Here is a 20629-nt window from a genome sequence, read left to right as displayed (position 1 = left end):
TGGCTTTTTTTATTTGATGGATTTGCTATAGGCTGATTTGATTTTTAAACTTGCCGTTGAGAATTATATCCTTTTAATTGTGGTATCAAGTGCTTGGTATAGTTAGTGCATACCAAACTTTATATTTATTAACCGTACTTGGTTTCGCTTACCCAATTATGAAGATTATTAAAAATACTTTTCCTAGCACTTTTACTATCCTTGGCCTATTCAGTTTATTGATTGTGGCTTGTTCTGGCGGCTCGTTGGAGAGTGATACCGATCAAGTGCAGGACAAAGTATTAGTAAATGCAGGCCCAGATAAAACCGTAAATGAAGAGTCAGTTATTACACTTAATGCCCAAGCTTCTGGGCAATCAAGTAGTTTAACCTACCGATGGACTGTGACACCTAATTTAACGATTACTCATGCCGACACTAGTAATGGTGTAGCCACGGCTATCGCTCCAACCACGTCCGAATCACTAGTTTATACCTTTACAGCAGTGGTTATTGACGCAGATGGAAACCGCGGTACAGATCAAGTGGTTTATACTGTAGCGCCAATTAATACTTTACCTATAGCTGTAATAAGTGTTCCTCAATTTACTGGTTTAGCCATTAATCAGTTTCCTGCAGGAGAAACTATTATACTAGACGCTAGTCGTAGTTTAGACCCGGATGCTACGGCAAATACAGTCCCAATCGCTGGATACTCATGGCAACAAATAGCCGGAGAGCCTGTTTTGTCAGGCATTAGTACCCAAGGTGACAACTTGTTGTTTACCACCCCTATTTTAATTGATGAAAATACTATCACTATTGCTTTAACCGTGACCGACCAAGAAGGTGCTGAGCATACTGAAAGTGTGGATTTGTTGATCCAAAGTGCCAGTCAAACTCTACCTAAAGTAAAAGCCGGGGTGGATCATGAAGTATTTTCTGGTGAATCGATAAACTTATATGGCCAAGCCTCGACAAATGTCAGCTCGTCTAACCCGCTTAGCTCGTTATGGTTAAATGACTCAGACACCTCTCCAGTTATCAGTAATGACACCAGTTTACAAACTTATGCCATCGCGCCACAGGTTTTACAGGAAGAACAAATAACATTCACTTTGCAAGTACGTGATTTATTGGGCAATCAGGTTGAAGATAATTTAACTGTGACAGTTAAACCACTGCCGTTACAACCCATTAATGATACTGGGGTTTATCAACAGGCGTCGAATACACAAGTATTAACCAATCGCAGTCATGTAGGCGATTACCCAGGACAAGATGGCCAAAGAGGGCAAGATGTTATTCATGCTAATAATATGTCGGCTAAAGCCGGTCGGGGAGAGCAGGGATTCGACTTTACTAAGCTTGATGATGTAGGAGATGAAGTTGATGATCCTTCCCAAGACTGGAGTTGTGTGCGTGATAATATTACCGGCTTGATTTGGGAGGTGAAATCAGCAGCGATTTCAGCAAACTTATACAGCAATGATCATACTTATACCTGGTATCAAGATGCAAATAACGGAGAGTTTGACGGGGATGTTAGCGGTACGGTTGCTAGTTGTGGTTTAGCTCTGTGTAACACCACTGAATATGTGGCAGAGGTAAATACACAAGGTTTATGTAATTTCAGAGATTGGCGCTTACCTACACACGAAGAGTTGTTGTCTATTGTACATTTTGGCCAACAAACAGCCCCCTTAATTGATCAAACCTATTTTCCCTATACCACAGACATGTTAACTCCGCCTGTTTGGTATTGGACCCAAGATTCGAGTGCAGATGGTATTGCAACTAATGGCGCGCATAACGCTTGGGCAATTGATTTTGCGACCGGTAACGATAATTTTTTAAATAAATTTACCGCGGCAAATATACGCTTAGTAAGGGCAGGGCGATGAGATATTTTTGTATATTGAGTTTAATTTGGTCTTTCGCTGCAATCAGTCAAACTTGTTTATCGGATTTCGATACAGAAATTCATGCAGAAGAATTTATTGATAATGGTGATGGTACAGCAACCAATGCTGTTTTAGGATTAACCTGGATGCGTTGTAGTTTGGGTCAAACTTGGGATGCTGATAATCAAGCTTGTGTTGGCGATGCCAGTGAACTAACTTGGCAACAAGCGCTTAAAGAGGCACATGGCTTGGTTTACGCCGATAAATCCGGTTGGCGTGTACCAAATGTAAAAGAGTTATCCAGCTTAACTGAGCGCCATTGTGTACGTCCGGCAATTAATGAAATATTTTTCCCGAATACACCGTCTGACGATTTTTGGACATCCACACCCTCTGTGGTTGATCCCCAAAGAGCTTGGGTTATTGCGTTTTTTAATAGCAGCAATTCTATTAAAGATAAGAATCTATTTGTTTTCACCCGTTTAGTCAGAACGGCAGATTAACTTATGTTTTGCAGGTCTTAACTGATCCTTTATTGATTTATTTGTAATTGACGGCACACTTGGCTTATCTTTTTATATAAATCACATCTTTGAGGTGTCATGCGCATTGCACTGCTGTTTTTAGTATTTGTTAGCACATCGGTTTTAGCTGGCTCACAATGTGATGTGTCACTTAACTATGGTGTAGTGGTTAGCCCAGAACAAATACGTGTGTTAGGTAAAGGTGGGCGCACGGTTTATCAAGTAAATGGCAGCAAACAGTTATTTGTGCAAGGCAATTGGATAGAGTTAGATCAAGAGCAAGAGTATAAGTTGAGTCAGTTGTCATTAGGCATTCATAAGGTGGTACCTAAAATGGTTTTACTGGCAAATGAAGGGGTGGAATTAGCGGTTGAAACCATTGAAAAAGTATATGGAGGCCTAGTTAAAGATCAAGAAAGCCAGGATGAATTACAAAAATCTTTAAAGCGGGTAAAAACCAGTGTCAAAGAAAAATTTATCCGTGCTAATGACAACTTTTATATGGGCCCAGGGCGCTTGGAACAAGTGGATGAGTTAGTTGACCAAGAGCTAGAAGAACAAATAGAACAAGCTATTAGTACTTCAGTGGGTGGTGTGTTGTCAGCAATTGGTGGTTTAGTCGCTAACGAAAAAAGCACCGAAGATAAAATACAAGCCATAGCTAACCAACTTGAAAGTGTTGGTGAAAACATCGAACAATCCATTGGCCCCAAAGCGGAGATGTTAAAACACAAAGCTAAATGGTTTTGTAATAAATTCCGCGAATTAGACGCTATTGAAGAAGAATTAAAATCTTCAATAGCAGCGCTAAAACCTTACGACGTATTATCTACAGGCAGTGAGTGGCAGCCATAATACCATTCTAGGTAAATAATTGATTGTTCAGCGAGAGTTTAAAAGGGCTTAAACAAGGCGCATTCTGAGAGACTACTTATTTACCTAAAATGGTATAAGCTATTGATTGAAAACAAACTTTGAAATTTACCCAGTACCAACTATCCTCAGGTCAGACTAATTGATAATAGGAATATTTTAGTGAGTAAATCAGGTTTACGTGTTGGAATATTAACCTCTGGTGGTGATTGTTCAGGGTTAAATGCAGTGATTCGTTCAGTTGCTAAAAGTTTAATGCTGAATCAAGAAGCCACTATTATTGGCATCAAAGATGGATTTCTAGGCTTGATCGAGCAAAGAGCGACTCCCCTTACTTATCAAGATTGCAGTGGGATCTTATCTTCTGGTGGCACAATTCTAGGCACCTGTAACAACGCCAATCCATTTAATTATAATGGTCAAGATGTCTCTGCATCAGTTGTAGAGTATTACCACAAACTGGATTTACATGCTCTTGTGGTAATAGGTGGAGACGGTTCTTTATCTGTGAGTCATTTACTTTCAAAACTAGGTATGAACATAGTGGGTGTGCCAAAAACCATAGACAATGATTTATGGGGCACCGACCGTACTTTTGGTTTTGACACTGCAACCACAGTGGTGACTGATGCCTTAGACAGATTGCAAACTACCGGCCAATCCCATAAAAGATTAATGATCCTAGAAACTATGGGGCGATATGCTGGTTGGATTGCTTTGCATGGCGGCATGGCTGGTGGCGCTGATGTCATCCTGTTACCTGAATTTCCCTATGATATAGATGAGGTCGCACGAGCCTGTGAAAAACGCATGTGCGAGAAACATTATTCTATTTTAGTAGTGGCCGAAGGCGCAAAGCCTAAAAACGGCGAGTTAACTGTGCGCGAGCGAGTATGTACTAGCCATGATCCACTTAGGTTAGGCGGCATTGCCGAGGCACTTAAACAACAGCTGGCGGTTAAACTTGATGCTGAAATTCGGGCCACCACTTTAGGGCATATTCAAAGGGGAGGTAGCCCTTCGTCTTTTGATCGTGTTTTTGCAACGAATTTAGGCTGTTATGCCGCATCACTAGTGGCACAAAATAAATTTGGATTAGTGGCTGTGATACAAAATAATCAAATGACCAGTTTACCCTTAGAAAAAGTCGCTAATAAAACTAGATTAGTGACCACCGACGACCAAACATTTATAAGCGCTCGAGCTTTAGGTGTGAGTTTTGGTGTAGTCGGTGACAATTTTAAATAAGGCATATTAACCTTTGCCAACTCAGCACGTATTAAAGCTAAAGCAGCACCTAGTTGAGGTTAGTACGCCCGAAAAAGCCCAATCAGCAAAACGCTATTTTCCCTATGGCATCAATTGTATTGGTGCCAATGCCGCTGATATCAAACACATTATTAAGCAGTTTCATCTGGAGAACGCCACGCTTAGTGCAGAGCAAGCGTTAGCTATTACCGAAGCATTACTTAAACAAGCTGAATATAGTGAAGAAGTCATGCTTGCATACGGGCTTATCACTAAGTTTGTTAAAAAACACTATGACGACAGTTTATTAGATAGGTTTAAGTTTTGGTTAGAACACTACGCCAATAACTGGGCTTTAGTTGACGACTTGTGTATGAAAACCTTATTTCAATTTTTAATGGCACGGCCTCACTTAATTGAGCAAACTCAAAAGTGGGCATATTCTGACGTGTCATGGTGTAGGCGTGCCAGTAACGTGGCTTGGGTTAAATTTATTCATCGCAAAATAGGCAAAACTGTCTATCAACTCGATAAAAAACTGGTGTTTAAAAACTGTGATTTATTACTAGAGGATAAAGACGAATTTGTACAAAAAAGTGTGGGTTGGTTACTCAAAGTAACCGCAGTGCATCATCAAGACGATGTGTTGCTTTATCTCGAAAAGAATCATCAATCCATGCCTAGAGCGACGATTCGATATGCTTTAGAAAAAGTGCCTAAACCCACGAGAGAGCAGTTTATGCGAGATTATCGGTGAATTGTATTGTTATTGGCGGAAGCTGAAGAGTAGTCGGGCAGAATAACAAATGTTATTCTGCCCCGATTTTTTAGCCAACTCACTATTGAGGTTATTTAAGCGCCACGCTTAATAAGTAGCCATCTGAAGCGATATACAAGGTTTTTTCGTCAGCGGTTAAGGTACAGTTGCCGTTCTTTTGTGTGGTGCGAATTTTGGCTAATACTTCAGCATCCGGGGTTAACAACCAAACACCACCAGGTGCTGTGGCAAAAATAAGACCTGACGAATGAACAGCCATACCGTCAAAATTACCTTGTTCACCTGGCAAGTCTATTAGGTGAGTACCATTCACTAACATACGTTTATTACTGACCAAACCATTTTCATCTAGATCATAAGCATGAATACCTGCGTTATTGAATTGTTTACGCCCATCAGATACAGCTACATAAAGTGTTTTTTCGTCTGGCGATAGTCCAATACCATTTGGAAAAGTCAGTTCGTCGTCTAATAAAGTGGGAGTGCCGTCAGGATCGATGCGATACACGCCTTGGAAGTCTAGTTCTTTTTTGGGATCGGTAAGCATTTTCTTTAAACCATAAGGAGGATCAGTAATAAACATCGAGCCACTGCTATGCAGCACCACATCATTTGGGCTATTAAAACGTTTACCTTGGTAGTGGGATTGCACAGTTTCATATTCAGGTTTGGGATTGAGTACATCAGCTGTCATTCTGCCAACTCGTCGATCACCTACTTGCATCACAATTAATTTGCCATCTTTATCTAACAACAGGCCATTAGAGCCCTTGATGTAATCGTCAGGATAAAAGTTGTTTGACCCAGACGGGGTTAAATAAACTGAAGTGCCTTCACCTGGCTTAAATTTATATACCGTATTTTGGGGCACATCTGAAAATAGTAAAAATTTACCTTTATCTACCCAAAGCGGGCCTTCCATCCAGTTAAAATTATTGGCTTCAATTTTGATTTCGAGATCTTTATCTAAAAATTGGTAAGCTTTGTCGGATATAAACTCTATGTGCCCGATAGAACTGCCCACGGGCAACATTTTTTTGCCATCGTATTGATTGATTAGGGGAGTGTTTTTTGCAGATACACTTTTTTCTGGTGCGATATTCTCGAGCTTAGTTTGATGGTTGTCTTTATTGCAGCCACTAACCCCCACCAGACTTACTAGAAGTGATGTGAGCAATATTCTATTTTTAATATTTATGTTCATTTTTATTAAGCACACTTATTATTTAAGAAATAAATTTATTTAGAAAACAAATTCTACTCCTTATAGCATGATTATTAAACTATTGAATATTATTTTTGATTTTTTATGTGTAATTCTGCGGGGCTTTAGTTGGATGCATTATTTATGACTTAATTCTACATTTGGTCGATGCAGGTTTTAACTAAACCGAACAGACGGCGATATGTCAATTTCTGACCTTTGCTGGTGTGTTTGTGTACGGAACAAAAAGAGTATTCCAACCATAAACAACAATAAGGTAGGCGGACTTGGCACCTTTATTTGTTCTTTATGAGAAGCAAAGTACATATTGTTTACTGAATCATCCTCGAAACTAAGATCGAAATCGAAACCTAGACCAAAATCACTGATTGATGTCATTGGCGAACTGTAAAAACTGTTGGTAAAGTTCGGCGATAAACTCGGCGATAGATATGAGCCATCTCGGGTGTCGATGGTTTGTTGAAGATCAAAGTCAACCAAACTTCCAAGAAATAAATCATGCCCTAAGCCACCGTTTCCTGACATTGGACTGAGACTCATATCGCCGTTATAAACACCTAGATCCCATTCTCCTATATCAACACTCTGCCCAGCCACTTCTAGAGTTCCTAACGGACCAACGCCGGTAAGAAAACCATAAAACTGAGGGTCAATCATTTCATTGGTATCACCATCAAACACAAAACGAAATTCAGTATCAGTAAACGTGTGTTGCAAGGTAGCATTTGCAGTAAAGCCAAATTCATAACGTATGGCTGAATTTGTATTACCTGCTGGGCGCTCTGTTGCAAAGTACATATTATTTATTGAATCATCCTCGAAACTAATATCGAAATCGAAATCTAGACCAAAATCACTGAGTGAAGTCAATGGAGAACTGTAAAAACTGTTGGTAAAGTTCGGCGATAAGCTTGGCGATAGATATGAGTCATCTCGGGTGTCGATGGTTTGTTGAAAATCAAAGTCAACCAAACTTCCCAAAAATAAATCATGCCCTAAGCCACCGTTTCCTGACATTGGACTGAGACTCATATCGCCGTTATAAACACCTAGATCCCATTCTCCTATATCAACACTCTGCCCAGCCACTTCTAGAGTTCCTAACGGACCAACGCCGGTAAGAAAACCATAAAACTGAGGGTCAATCATTTCATTGGTATCACCATCAAACACAAAACGAAATTCAGTATCAGTAAACGTGTGTTGCAAGGTAGCATCCGCAGTAAAGCCAAACTCATAGTTGATAGGCTCAGCTCGAAGATTTGTCGAACATATTGATAATACTAAAAAAAGAAACAAGAACTTGAACATGACATTTTCCCTAATGAATGTTTAAAAAGGCGCTTAAATAAATGAAGTATATATTTTATTATTTCGCATGTTAGCTATCTGTACACATTCTGTACAGAGTAAATTTAACTAACTTCTAAGAACTGAAAAATAATAACGGGGGTGGACAAGTAGAAACTAATTCATCTAATGTCCGTTTTTCGCTAAATCAGTCATTCAGAAAGTAAGGATATATGCTGACTGATACCTACATTATGACAAAGTCGCTTAGTAATTAGACCGACAAAATCCCTTAGTAATCACACTCGTACAAGCTAAACCATCATTTCTAGTAGGGTATTTAGGTAGCGTCTACCTAATGAGGTGACTTGCCAGTGCTCTGACGTTTCTACGAGTAAACCTTTTGATATGGCGGTTTGTAAATTAGCGAGTGTGTTTGGATCTAACTCTAAGCCGGTAAAGTCCTGGTAACCAGATTTAGGGCATGGTTCTACTAATCGAAAGCGGTTCATAAAAAACTCAAAGGGTAATTCGTCTTTGGCGACTATTTTAGACTCGCTTAAATAAGGGCGTGTTAAGTCCATGTAACCTTTTGGGTGTTTGACTTTGACAGTACGGATAATTTGGTTTTTGTTTTTATCAATCGAGTCAATCTGAGTGATTTTACCGTGAGCGCCACAACCTATGCCTAAATAGTCACCAAAACGCCAATAGTTGAGGTTGTGTTGGCATTGAAAGCCAGACTGGCTATAAGCTGATATTTCGTATTGCTCGTATCCAGCAGCACGCAACAACTCATCGCCTTTTTCTTGGATATCCCATAACAAATCATCCTCGGGTAATTTAGGTGGTTTGGAATGAAATTGGGTATTCGGCTCTATGGTTAACTGATACCAAGATAAGTGGGGCGGTGCTTGTTGTATGCCTTGTTTCAAATCAAACAGTGCATCTTGCAATGACTGATTTGGCAAGCCATGCATTAAGTCTAAATTAAAACTGTTTAAGCCAATTTGCTGGGCTGTAGCCGCCGCAGCTTTAGCTTGGCAGTCGTCATGGATACGGCCAAGTTTAGCCAGTTTGTCAGTTTGAAAACTTTGTACACCTATCGATAAACGATTGATACCTGCTGTGACATAGTCTGCAAACTTTTGACGCTCAAAAGTACCTGGGTTGGCCTCCATGGTAATTTCGGCATCATCAGTTAAATTGACTCTTTGTTTGACACCAGCTAATAAGGTTTTTATAGCACCAGCTGAAAACAAACTAGGGGTGCCGCCACCAATAAAAATGGAATGAATTGGCCGATTGTGAACTAAGTGACTATCTTGCGTTAGGTCATCTAATAAGTGACTGACGTATTCAGATTCGGGTAATACCTGCTGTTTTTGCCCATGAGAATTAAAGTCACAATACGGACATTTTTGTACACACCAAGGAATATGAATGTATAACGCCAGAGGTGGTGTTTTTAACTGTGTTTGAGTATTTGATTGTTGCTTTGAAGACAAAAGTTAACCGGATATGTTTTGTAATTGATCAGCTATTTGTGCTTTTAGTTTTACTTTTAGTTGCATTAGGGCTTGGCCTCTGTGACTCAAGGCATTTTTTTGCTCGCGACTAAGTTGTGCAGAACTACAGTTTTTATCCGCTACCCAAAATACTGGATCATAACCAAAACCGTTTTCACCAAACTGTTTTGTGCTGATTTCTCCCTGCCATTCACCTTGGCAGATGATGGGGGTTGGGTCGTCTGCATGGCGCATAAAGACTAACACACATAAAAAACGTGCTTGGCGTTTGTTTACAGGTACATCTGCCATTTCAACTAATAATTTATCGATATTAGTTTGGTCAGTGGCCTTGTCGTCTATTGTCGTGTCTTCGGAATATCGTGCTGAGTAGACTCCAGGTGCGCCACCTAATGCATCTACCGCTAAACCAGAATCATCGGCAATGGCCGGTAAGCCAGTCGCAAGAGATGCATGACGAGCTTTTATAATGGCATTTTCAACAAAGGTTGTGCCTGTTTCAGCTACTTCACTTACTGCAAACTCACTTTGCGCAATCACTTGTATACCCAAGTCAGACAACATTGCCCCTAGCTCTTTTACTTTGCCTTGGTTGCCTGTAGCCAGTACCACTTTTTCCAAGTTTTCAGTAACAGCCATTAGGCTTTTTTACCTCTGCCTTTTTTCTTCTTCTTTTTGGCGCTAGCGGTTCTTTTGGCCTTTAACGCGGCTTTTTTGGTTTTAGTGCTGATTTTTTTCTTAGTTGGTGGCTTGGCTTCTTTATTTTGTGGACGAAGTTCAGCGATCACGCGACGTTTAAGCCCTTGTTCTGTGTATCGTTCGATTTTCGGTACTATGGCAATGTCATGAGCTTCTACTAAAGAAATGGCTGTGCCTTTATTACCCGCACGGCCTGTGCGGCCAATTCTGTGTACGTACACATCAGCGGTGCGTGGCATATCGTAATTGATCACATGGCTGATGTTGTCAACGTCAATACCGCGAGCGGCTACGTCTGTGGCCACTAATATTTTTACTTCGCCAGTACGAAAACGCTCCATTGCGGCGTTACGTTTATCTTGAGGCATTTCGCCTTGTAACCAACCACAAGGAATATCCGCTGAGTTTAATTGGCCAACTAAGGTGGCGAGACGTTCGCGAGTTTTCACAAACACTATGGCGGTTTCTACTTGGTTTTGCAGAATGTGGATCAATAAGGCCAATTTATGATTGGCGTTATCAGCTAGGTGGATCCATTGGTGGATCACGCCTTTTTCTTTGCGACTAGACTCAGCTTCAAGCTCAACAGGTTCGTTTAACAATTCATCTGAAAAACGCGCAATGCCTGAACCTTCTAGAGTGGCAGAAAACAACATAGTTTGTTTACGCCATCTGGCTTCGCCAGCTATTTGATTCACTATGGCTGAAAAACCCATGTCTAACATACGGTCAGCTTCGTCTAAAATTAAACACTCAATGTCGCGGCAATCAAAACTTTCTGTTTCGATATGTTCGAATAATCGCCCAGGGGTAGCCACTAAAATATCTAAGTTTTTTTCTAATAAATCACGATCTGTACCGTAATTAATACCACCCGTGATCACGCCACAGTTAATATGAGGTAAGTATTTACACAGGGCTTTGGCTTGTTCAAAAATTTGTAACGCTAACTCTCGGGTAGGCGTTAAAATTAATATGCGCGTGGCACCCGGTTGACGTCTTGGGTAATCTAATAAAAACTGGCAAGCAGGTAATAAAAACGCTGCGGTTTTTCCTGTACCAGTAGGAGCTGAAGCTAGTATATCTTTACCTGCCATGGCTTCTGGGATCACCAGTGATTGAATACTTGTGGGGGTTTTATAACCCATATCCACCACTGCGTGGATCAAATCATCATCTAATTCTAACTGTTCGAACATGTAAACTGCCTAAGGCTTTAAATTGGGACTCACTTAATGAGGGTGGATTATAAAGTAGTTACAGGTTAATTGCTTAAATAATATAAACAGATTACGGTTGGCTGATGTTTATTACTGTATTTGATTTATGACTAAAATCACGCGAATTTCCTTTGCTGTTTTTTCTTTTGGTTACCTAGCTAGTTTACCTTTAGATTTGCCTTTGTCGGGCTTGTTGAAAATATTACCTATTCTCACTTTAGCAATTGCGGTAGCTATTCGAGTCGAATCGCCTAAGCGACACTTTTTTAGGGGCTGTTGATCTTTGGTGTATGTTTTTGCAGCGAGTTGTGCGGTATTTATACAATGAAGCACGAGTGTGATGTAGTTGTTCTACCTGAATGAGTGATGAAGCAGTAGAAATACCGCACAAACGCTGTCCGAAGGATTCTGCCTAAACGCTTTTTACTCTTTGTTCGCAACATCCATGTCGCTCACCTGCAAGCAGGCCAGCTAAAGCTGTTCAAAAATATTCCTGATATTTTTTGTGTTGCTGCTTTTTGACTTAGTCCGCCGCTTCTAAGTAAGTAGCGGCTTTAAACCAGCGCCGCGATTAAAAAGCGTTTAGTTTGACCAAAATTGATACACCAAAGATCAACAGCCCCTAGTCGCTTTATTTTTCAGTGCTTGTGGGGATCTGTTGCTAAATGTTGATCAATTTATATTTGGCGTTGCCGCGTTTTTATTTGCTCAACTTAGTTATGGGTTTTTATTTTTACGAGACTGGCAGGGGATTAGTCATAGATGGCCGTTAAGCGCTGTTTTGTTAGTATATTTACTTGGTGTGTTGTGGATGTTATTGCCAGAACTTGGCGGCTTTATGTTACCTGTTTTAGCTTATATCCTTGCTATAGGCTTTATGGGATTTGCAGCCATTCAATCTAACCACAGTCTTCATTGGTCTGTCTTAGAGGCATTAATACTTATTCTATCTGATTCGTTAATTGCTTTTGATAAGTTCTTACAGCCTATTCCTAATGTCAGTTATGGCGTGATGGTTACATATTATTTAGCGCAATGGATGTTAATTGAGGGCTTTACTAAACCAAGGGTTAATAAACAAAGTAAAGAGTAGAAACGCCAAAGACTAAATTTTATCTATGGCGTTTTGTAATGCATCTTAAGTTACTTTTGTGCAGCTATCACTGATATTTCAACTAACAATTCTGGTCTTGCCATAGATGCTTGCACGCAAGCTCTAGCTGGAGCATGGCCTGCGGGTACCCAGTCATCCCACACTTGGTTCATGGCTTTAAAGTCGGCCATATCTTTAATGTAAATAGTAGCCGACAATATATGTTCTCTGTCACTTCCGGCATCAATTAATAAGCCATCAACCTTGTCTAACATGGTTTGAGTTTGTTCGGTTATATCTTTGCTCGCATCAGCAGCTACTTGGCCACACAGGTAAACAGTACCTTGATGGATCACAATTCGGCTCATACGTGGTTTGGTTTCTTTACGTTGGATATCAGTCACAATAATATTTTTATTAAATAATGAATTTGACTGAATGATATCATTAGGGATGAGAATCAGTCCTTGTGGAAAAGGCATTATTTATAATTTTGCGAAGCAACAGCATGTTATTTATTTGGAGTAACGAGTAACAGTGAATACCGATAACAAATTTTTACATGGTTCATTACCTGCCGTGTTTTTAAAAACCGCAGCGCCTATTATTTTTATGATGTTAGTTAATGGCTCTTTTTCCTTAGTGGATGCCTATTTTTTAGGGACATTTGTAGGAGCCAATGCGCTGGTTGCAGTGACATCTATGTTTCCGGTTTTTATTTTTTTAATCGCCATGTCGACTTTAGTCTCAAGTGGCTTTTCCAGTGTGATGGCGAGATTATTAGGTGCACAAAAGGTTAGTGATGCTAAAGATGCGTTTGCCCAAGCCATTACTTTGTCTTTGGTAGTAGCGGGTGTCTTGATCCTATTGTTTTTTATCATTGGTGAACCATTAACCTTAGCCCTAAATAATGCTGATATACATTTAGCTCAGATGAGTTATCTATATGTTTTTATTATGATTATTGGCTCTCCTCTTATGTTTGTCCTGACCATTAACAGTGATAGTTTACGCTGTGAAGGCCACATTCCGATTATGGCGAGCGCATCCTTAATGTCTGTGCTGTTAAATGGGCTGTTTAATTATGTATTAATCGTGCATATGGAGTTGGGAGTCGCAGGTTCTGCTCTGGGCACAATATTGGCCCAGCTATGCTCTATGCTGTTGATCATCTGGTTTAGAAGCCGTAAGTCGAGTTTGGTGGAACTGAAGTTTTTACATTTCAGCCGGTCTAGAAAACATTGGAAAGAGTTTTTAGCCATTGGAGCACCGTCTAGTTTAACTCACCTAGGTTTTGCTTTGTCTTCAGGAGCGATATTTTACAATTTACAAATTTGGGGGCAGGGCAGTTACGCCGATACCGTTGGGGCGTATGGCATTTTAACCCGGCTAATGACTTTTATTTATCTGCCTATTTTAGGTTTAAGCCTAGGTTTTCAAACCATAGTGGGGAATAACCTTGGTGCCAAGCAATATGCTCGAGTGAATGCCAGTATTAAAATCGCACTAGGTGCGGCTTTTGTGTATAGCCTAGGCTGGCAGTTGGTGATCTATTTTTATCATCATAAACTTGGCGGTTTATTTGTGGATGATTTGGGCATTATTCAAGAGGTCAGCCGCATATCACCAGCAGCTACCATGGCATTGTTTATTTTAGGGCCTATGTTAATTATCACTATGTATTTTCAAGCTATCGGCGATGCTAAGCGGGCTGGTTTATTAAGTATGGCTAAAACCTATGCGTTTTTATTGCCTTTGTTGTTTATTATGCCATTTGGATTTGCTGAATGGGGTATATGGTACGCAGGGCCAGTGGCAGAGGTTTTAGGCTTGTTATTAACCTTTATAGTTTTATTTCATAGGCAGCAGTCTGCAAATTATAAATTTGGCTTGTTTAAAACTTAGTGGCAATAGATAACTGTGTAATTGGTATTAATATAATCTTACTGCATGGTGGGCCGAATGGTATAACTTATCAATAAGCTATACTTAGCCATACTGTGACAGATTAACTAATTAACGACTACAAGATTCTCTAACAATTAATTTAGCCGGAATTAGGCCTGAATCAATCTCTTGATTATGGATTTTTTTAATTAAAGACTCGACTAAAATATCGGCGGCTAGTTTAGTGTTTTGCTGCATAGTAGTGAGTTTTGGCGACGTTAGGTGGGCCACTGAAATATCATCAAATCCAGCTAATGCTACTTGTTCAGGCACTTTAATTTTCTTATCTTGAAAAGCGGTTAATGCGCCTACTGCAATCATGTCTGAAGCACAAAATATCGCGTCAGGTAATTCGCTTTGGGCTAATAATTGATTTGCCGCTGCGTAACCAGAACCTTCAGTGGAAATAGCGTCAATCTGGTTGTTTGGATTGACAGTTAAATTTACTTCTTTTACTGCTTGGCAATGTCCTTTGTAGCGTTCAAAAAACTCCGGGCAATGTTCGTCTGCACCACCTAAAAAAGCAAAGGACTTATGACCTTGTTTAATTAAGTGCTGGGTCATGTCGTAACCCCCTTTAAAATTATCACAACCAAAGGAGATCCCAGTTTGACCTTTTTCAATAGAGCCATAACGTACAAAGTGTGTTTCTTGTTCGGATAGTTGTTTTAGTTTCGCTTCATAGTCTACGTAGTCACCGTAGCCTAATAAAATTAAGCCATCTGCTTTTGATGCATCTTCATAGTCAGCATGCCAATCTTCACTAAGTTGTTGAAATGATACGAGTAGATCATAACCATTTTTTGCTGCAGCACGAGTAATACAACCTAACATTGAAAGAAAGAATGGGTTAATCATTGAATCATCTGAAGTGGGATCTTCAAATAATAATAAGGCTAGGGTACCTGTGTGTTGTGAGCGTAAATTACTGGCATTTTTATCTACCTTGTAATTTAGTTCCTTAGCAAGAGCTTGCACTTTTTTGCGGGTTTCTTCATTGACTAAAGGGCTATTACGTAACGCTCTAGAGACGGTAGATTGTGATACTCCCGCTTGATAAGCTATGTCTAACGAAGTTGCTTTGGTTTTCACAAAGTTAAGCTCTTTATTGAAGTGATAAAAATGCTACCACAACTCATGCTTTGGTGGAAACAAGTTCAGCATTCTGGTGTTAAATTGTAGTAATTATTTTACTTTGGGGTAGTATTTAAAGCACTGATGATTAAGTTTTTTTTCACAAGGATAATATTTTGACTAACTCAAAAAAAGTATTTGTCGTTTACCTTTTATCTAGTCTGTTTGGGGTTTTCTCTCTTATAGTAAATGCTGCGCATCATGGCGAAGATAAAACCTCAAACAAGGTATATGAAATGCGTACCTATTACGCTCATGAAGGAAAGCTCGAAGCTTTAAAATCTCGCTTTCGTGATCACACCGATGGTATTTTTAATCGTCTTGGTATGAAGTCTATTGCTTATTGGGTGCCAACCTCGGAGCCAGGGTCGAAGAATACTTTAATTTATATTCTTGAACACAAAAGTGAAGCTGAAGCCAAAAAAAATTGGCAAATATTTATTAAAGATCCCCAGTGGGTGAAAGCTTATAAAGCTTCTATCGTCGATGGCCCTTTGGTTGAGAAAATAGATGTGGTGTTTATGCAAACAACCGACTTTTCAGCATTATAGAAGTAAAGGCGCTAAGTGTTAAATCGATTACTGATTTGTATCCTACATCTATTCGGCTGTTTTAGCGCAATTAGTGCAGAAAAGATAATTATTGGTACAAGTGTTAATAAGCCTCCCTATGTGATCCAACAAACTAATTCTGGCTTTGAGTTAGAACTTCTTGAAAATGTTTTTCAACTAATGGGCAAGCAGGTTGAATTTCGTTATATGGATTATGGTAATGGTAGTGCGGATCGGTTATTTGAAAAGTTTCAATTAGATGCGTTAACGGGTGTTAATTATCGTATGTTCCTTGACACTAGTTTGCTTTCAGATGTTTATGTTGAATACCAGAATGTGGCTATTTCACTGGCCGACAATAATTTTCATATCAACACAGTTTCAGACTTAGCTCGCTATTCTATTGTAAGTTTTCCATTAGCTGCAAAAGCACTCGGAGAGGAATTTTCAAAGGTAGTTGATGCCAGCCCACTATTTATCAAAATGTTAGAGCAGAAAAAACAACCAGAAATGTTGATACGTAATCGCGTCGAAGTATTAGTTATGGACAAACAAATTTTTAAATATTATCTCGAGCAAACACAATGGAATAATGCTTTAGATAAAGTAAAGTTTCATCAGGTATTTCCGACTAATCATTTTCGTGTGGCCTTTAAGGAAATAAAATATGTAGCAGCATTTAATCGAGCTCTGCAAACATTTTTATCGTCAACTGATTATTCACGGCTTAAGGATAAGTATAACTTTTAATGGTGATATTTAAGTTTATGGGACGTTTTTTGTTTTTACTGTTTATTGGTATATCAGGATTTGCTCAGGCAGGTGGATCCTTAACAATTTTAGCGGGTATTAATAAACCTCCTTATGTTGACCAAAAACAAGACATGGGTTTTGAAATTGAGTTAGTCAGAAGTATAGTCAATAAAATGGGAGATTCTGTCGCTTTTAATTATGTGAATTATGGACGAGCCTCAAAATTATTAAATATGCCAGGCGTCGATGGCGTTATGAGCACAAATAATAAAGTGTTCTTAGATCCTGACGTTTTAACTGATCCCTATATTAATTATCATAATGTGGCTATTTCTCTAACTAAAAACAATTTACAGATTGATAAAATAGAAGATTTAGCAAATTATAGTATTGTCAGTTTTCAACTTGCCGACAAAGTGTTAGGTAAAGCCTTCGAAGTTGCGACAACTAAAAGCCCTCTATACATCCAAGTAACCCGTCAAGTTAAACAACCTGAAATGTTGTTTAGGGAGAGAGGCCAGACTTTAGTGATGGATGAACAAATATTCTATTACATGTTGAGTATATCTAAATGGGCAAGCAAAAAGCATGAGGTTAGGATCCACCGGATCTTTCCGGTGAATCGCTACTCAATTGCTTTCAAAGATAAACGTAATGTTGCTAAATTTAATGACGCATTAAAGCGTGTTGTAGCTTCAACTGAATATTCCCTACTATTGCAAAAATACGACTTTAATCGAGCCGGCCAATTTTAATAGTAAATGTTGTCTGTGACCTTATACCGACTTTAATTGTGGCGTTTGGCTCTCGGGTTCGGCTGCTTCCAATTCATCATAATCTTTAATTGGTTTATGGGTTTGAGCAAACATCATGTAAACATTTGGTAAAATATATAGAGTAAAAATAGTACCTAACAACATACCTGCCACTAAGATTAAACCAATACTATTTCGCGCTTCAGCTCCCGCTCCTGTAACTAACATTAACGGGAAATGTCCAAGCACAGTGGCAGCTGTAGTCATTAATATTGGCCGCAGTCTAGAGGTAGCTGCACCTGTAATGGCATCGAGTTTATTTTTACCATCGAGTTGTAATTCTTTGGCAAACTCAACAATTAAAATACCATTTTTGGCCACCAAACCTACTAAGGTTATCAGGCCTATTTGCGAGTAAATATTAACTGTAGTTAATCCCAAAAATGGGAACAACATAGCACCGGCTAACGCTAAAGGTACCGAACCCAGTAACACTACAAGTGGATCACGCAAACTATTAAATTGAATGGCTAACACAAAATAAACAAAGATTAATGCCACTCCAAGAATACCCACAAGACTATTGCCGCCCTTACGAATTTGTCGAGATTCGCCGGCGTAATCGATATTGTAGTAATCAGGCATAATCTCTCGGGCTATGTCTTCTAAAGCGGTTAGTGCTTGATCTTTTGTACTTGATGGTAAAATTCCCCCATAGATCTTAAATGAGTTCTGTTGAGTAAATCTGGTTAGGGCTCTAGGGGCTGTGATTTTCTCAAGTTTAGCAATCGCAGATAATGGAATTAATTCGCCGCTAGGCGTAGTTAACTGTAAATCAAGCAGTGCATCCGGAGTATTACGATCTTGGCCCTTGACCATAGGAATGACTCTATAAGCCCGTCCATCTAAGTTAAACCGGTTGACGTAGTTGCCTGATAGTAACATAGACATTTGGTTGTTAACTTCACTTAAGTTTAAACCTAAGTCAGCTACGCGCTCCCTATCTAAAACTAACCTTGCTTGAGGTAAATCTATTTTTAAATCTGAATCGGCAAACATGAAATGTCCACTTTCAAAGGCTGCTCCAACTATTTTATTAGCATACTCAATCATTTCTTCCGGAGAATCAGTGGAAGTAATGATTAATTCAACATCGAAGTTCCCAGCTGTAGGTAAAGGAGGAGGTAGGACAGGTAAGGCTCTAATACCAGGAATAGCAGCAACACTGCCGTAGACCTCGCCAATTTTGTCAGCCGTACTAAAGGAGCGTTCATTACTGGGTACAAAGTCCACGCCACCAAATCCGCCAGTTGGCATAACAATTTGCCACATTTCTTCACCACCTTCGATGGATAATAGATTTTCTACAATCTGATTCATGTTGGCATCGGTATAGGCTAATGAAGACTCTGGTGGTGATTGAGCAATAATAATTATAGTACTTTGATCTTCAGTAGGGGCTAGTTCCTTTTTAGATTCTAAGTAAAATGGAATAGTAAGAAGGCTAACAAAAATAGCTGCAACAATGAGTTGCGCACGCCAAGCTAAAGCAAACTGGAGTTGTTTGGCGTAGATATTTTCTAATTTAGTAAATTGGCGATTAACCCATTGAGTGGTTTTACTTTCTTTTCCACCTTCAGGCGATAAATAAGCACTCATGATAGGTGATAACGTTAACGCTACCACCCCAGAAAATAGCACGGCGATTGCGAGGGTAAATACAAACTCTTTAAATAACATGCCGGTTAAACCTGACATAAAACCAATGGGGGCATAAACCGCCGCTAGGGTGATAGTCATACCAATTATGGGGGTAAGTAATTGCCTTGAACTTTTAAGTGCTGCGGGGATCCGGCCCATTCCTTCTCGCATATATTTAGCCACATTTTCAACAACGACAATTGCATCATCCACCACTAATCCAACTGATAATACTATGGCTAATATAGTGAGTAGATTTAACGAAAAGCCCATTAGTGACATAGTGGCTAGGGCGCCTAAAATCGAAATTGGGATAGTGATTAAAGGGACTATGGCACTTCTAAATGAGCCCATAAGCATAAGAATAACTATACCAACTAAAATAACTGTTTCACCCAAGGTGGTGAATATCTCTCTGATCGCATCACGCATGTATAAAGTGGCGTCATAAGCCATGCTAATTTCAGTGTTGCCCTTCAACGTTGGGTTTATTTTGGCAACTTGTTTATATAACTCGTCACCAATATCCATTTCATTTGCACCTGGAAGAGGCCATACAGAAATATATATAGATTCACGAGTATTAAATTTTGCGTTGAGTTCACCTTCTGATTCAGCTAGTTCAACCTCAGCAATATCGCCAATAGTGATGCTACTGCCATCAATATTTTTAATCACCAAGCGAGTGAAATCCTCCTCGGTTTTCATTAAGGTATTGGCGATTAAGTCAATTCGTTGTTTATCATTTTTACTTTGGCCTATGGTTGCGGCGACATTATTAGTGATGAGGGCATTTCTCACATCCAGTGAGCTTAAATTAAATGCAGCAAGTTTGATCGGGTCAATCCAAATGCGCATGGCAGGTGAGCGTCCACCTTCAAGGCCTACCTTTTGTACCCCTTTGATGGTGGATAAAATCGGGTTGACTTGATTGGTTAAATAATCAGTGAGCTGTTCGCGGGACATATCTTGTGAGTTCACATCTAAGTAAAAACTAGCGTGAGGTCTATCTGCCCGTTTTACGGATACTGCAGGATCTTCTGCCCCTTGTGGTAACTCAAATTTAATTTGGCCTAAACGTGTAGATAATTCGGCTAAAGCTAAGGTACTGTTTTGATTAAGTTCAAGAAATAGTGTGACAGTACTGCTACCGGCAACAGAACTAGATTCTATATAGTCAATTCCCGGCACAGAAGAGGCTGCGCGCTCAATGGGTTCAGTCACGAAACCTTGGATCTCTTTAGCAGAAGCCCCTACGTAAAAGGTCCGTATTTCGATAGAAGAACTTTCAATTTGTGGATATTGTAAAATAGGTAATTTTGTCGCAGCTAATAACCCGACAAGCACAATGACCATAGATAAGATTATGGCCAAAACGGGTTTGGTGACAAACATGTCCATAAAACTTTTTTTCATATGTTGCATA

The 20629-nt window shown here is 39.5% G+C and carries 17 protein-coding genes and 1 pseudogene; 10 read left to right on the top strand and 8 right to left on the bottom strand.

Annotation, left to right across the window (positions count from 1 at the left end):
• The first annotated feature begins 89 nt into the window (after positions 1-89).
• From L0668_RS09125 to L0668_RS09105, 5 genes are all read left to right on the top strand, one after another.
• Positions 90-1883: an Lcl C-terminal domain-containing protein gene (locus L0668_RS09125; RefSeq protein ID WP_349815635.1), complete on the top strand. Its 1794-nt coding sequence runs from the start codon at positions 90-92 to the stop codon at positions 1881-1883.
• Positions 1880-2386, top strand: a complete 507-nt coding sequence (locus L0668_RS09120; protein WP_235311954.1) for an Lcl C-terminal domain-containing protein — start codon at positions 1880-1882, stop codon at positions 2384-2386. The genes L0668_RS09125 and L0668_RS09120 overlap by 4 nt, the downstream gene beginning before the upstream one ends.
• 99 nt (positions 2387-2485) lie before the next feature.
• Complete coding sequence (locus L0668_RS09115) at positions 2486-3262, top strand: YggN family protein (protein ID WP_235311952.1); 777 nt, start codon at positions 2486-2488, stop codon at positions 3260-3262.
• Between the two features lie 180 nt (positions 3263-3442).
• Positions 3443-4528, top strand: a complete 1086-nt coding sequence (locus tag L0668_RS09110) for a 6-phosphofructokinase (RefSeq protein WP_235311950.1) — start codon at positions 3443-3445, stop codon at positions 4526-4528.
• A gap of 13 nt (positions 4529-4541) precedes the next feature.
• Entirely contained in the window at positions 4542-5285 is a 744-nt protein-coding gene (locus L0668_RS09105; protein ID WP_235311947.1) for a DNA alkylation repair protein, read from the top strand.
• A 91-nt stretch (positions 5286-5376) separates the two neighbouring features.
• Here the strand turns inward: L0668_RS09105 and L0668_RS09100 are convergent, their stop codons facing one another.
• The 5 genes from L0668_RS09100 to srmB all read right to left on the bottom strand — a co-directional run bounded on the left by L0668_RS09100 (position 5377) and on the right by srmB (position 11248).
• The gene (locus L0668_RS09100) at positions 5377-6510 is read right to left on the bottom strand and encodes an SMP-30/gluconolactonase/LRE family protein (RefSeq protein ID WP_235311946.1); all 1134 of its coding nucleotides are present in this window, start codon (positions 6508-6510) and stop codon (positions 5377-5379) included.
• A 177-nt stretch (positions 6511-6687) separates the two neighbouring features.
• Positions 6688-7842 carry a hypothetical protein gene (locus L0668_RS09095; RefSeq protein WP_235311945.1) on the bottom strand — a complete coding sequence of 385 codons (1155 nt, stop codon included), beginning with the start codon at positions 7840-7842 and terminating at the stop codon, positions 6688-6690.
• A 293-nt stretch (positions 7843-8135) separates the two neighbouring features.
• A complete protein-coding gene (gene hemW / locus L0668_RS09090; RefSeq protein WP_235311944.1) occupies positions 8136-9329 on the bottom strand; it encodes a radical SAM family heme chaperone HemW in 1194 nt (397 codons plus the stop codon).
• A 3-nt stretch (positions 9330-9332) separates the two neighbouring features.
• Complete coding sequence (gene rdgB, locus L0668_RS09085; protein WP_235311942.1) at positions 9333-9989, bottom strand: RdgB/HAM1 family non-canonical purine NTP pyrophosphatase; 657 nt, start codon at positions 9987-9989, stop codon at positions 9333-9335.
• Complete coding sequence (gene srmB, locus L0668_RS09080; protein WP_235311940.1) at positions 9989-11248, bottom strand: ATP-dependent RNA helicase SrmB; 1260 nt, start codon at positions 11246-11248, stop codon at positions 9989-9991. The genes rdgB and srmB overlap by 1 nt, the downstream gene beginning before the upstream one ends.
• Before the next feature lie 655 nt (positions 11249-11903).
• Here srmB and L0668_RS09070 point away from each other — a divergent pair.
• Positions 11904-12362: pseudogene (locus tag L0668_RS09070) on the top strand (lysoplasmalogenase); the annotation flags it as partial.
• A 50-nt stretch (positions 12363-12412) separates the two neighbouring features.
• Here the strand turns inward: L0668_RS09070 and L0668_RS09065 are convergent.
• On the bottom strand, positions 12413-12766 hold the full coding sequence (locus L0668_RS09065; protein ID WP_235312315.1) for a RidA family protein: 354 nt from the start codon (positions 12764-12766) through the stop codon (positions 12413-12415).
• Positions 12767-12899: 133 nt separating this feature from the next.
• Between L0668_RS09065 and L0668_RS09060 the strand changes: the two genes are divergently transcribed.
• A complete protein-coding gene (locus tag L0668_RS09060; RefSeq protein WP_235311935.1) occupies positions 12900-14267 on the top strand; it encodes an MATE family efflux transporter in 1368 nt (455 codons plus the stop codon).
• A 111-nt stretch (positions 14268-14378) separates the two neighbouring features.
• On the opposite strand, the gene L0668_RS09055 is transcribed toward L0668_RS09060, so the two are convergent.
• On the bottom strand, positions 14379-15401 hold the full coding sequence (locus L0668_RS09055; protein WP_235311934.1) for a LacI family DNA-binding transcriptional regulator: 1023 nt from the start codon (positions 15399-15401) through the stop codon (positions 14379-14381).
• A 158-nt stretch (positions 15402-15559) separates the two neighbouring features.
• On the opposite strand from L0668_RS09055, the gene L0668_RS09050 reads away from it, so the two are divergent.
• Genes L0668_RS09050 through L0668_RS09040 form a run of 3 tightly spaced genes read left to right on the top strand, consistent with a single transcriptional unit; the run spans position 15560 to position 17502 of the window.
• On the top strand, positions 15560-15994 hold the full coding sequence (locus tag L0668_RS09050) for an NIPSNAP family protein (RefSeq protein WP_235311933.1): 435 nt from the start codon (positions 15560-15562) through the stop codon (positions 15992-15994).
• Positions 15995-16009: 15 nt separating this feature from the next.
• Positions 16010-16744, top strand: a complete 735-nt coding sequence (locus L0668_RS09045) for a substrate-binding periplasmic protein (protein ID WP_235311932.1) — start codon at positions 16010-16012, stop codon at positions 16742-16744.
• 17 nt (positions 16745-16761) lie between these two features.
• The gene (locus tag L0668_RS09040) at positions 16762-17502 is read left to right on the top strand and encodes a substrate-binding periplasmic protein (RefSeq protein ID WP_235311931.1); all 741 of its coding nucleotides are present in this window, start codon (positions 16762-16764) and stop codon (positions 17500-17502) included.
• Between the two features lie 21 nt (positions 17503-17523).
• On the opposite strand, the gene L0668_RS09035 is transcribed toward L0668_RS09040, so the two are convergent.
• On the bottom strand, positions 17524-20628 hold the full coding sequence (locus tag L0668_RS09035; RefSeq protein WP_235311930.1) for an efflux RND transporter permease subunit: 3105 nt from the start codon (positions 20626-20628) through the stop codon (positions 17524-17526).
• Between the last annotated feature and the right edge of the window lies 1 nt (position 20629).

The sequence above is a fragment of the Paraglaciecola algarum genome, assembly GCF_021532655.1.
Taxonomy (GTDB): Bacteria; Pseudomonadota; Gammaproteobacteria; order Enterobacterales; family Alteromonadaceae; genus Paraglaciecola; species Paraglaciecola algarum.
The sequence above is the reverse complement of the archived record's forward strand: the minus strand, read 5'-3'. Positions and strand labels throughout refer to the sequence as shown.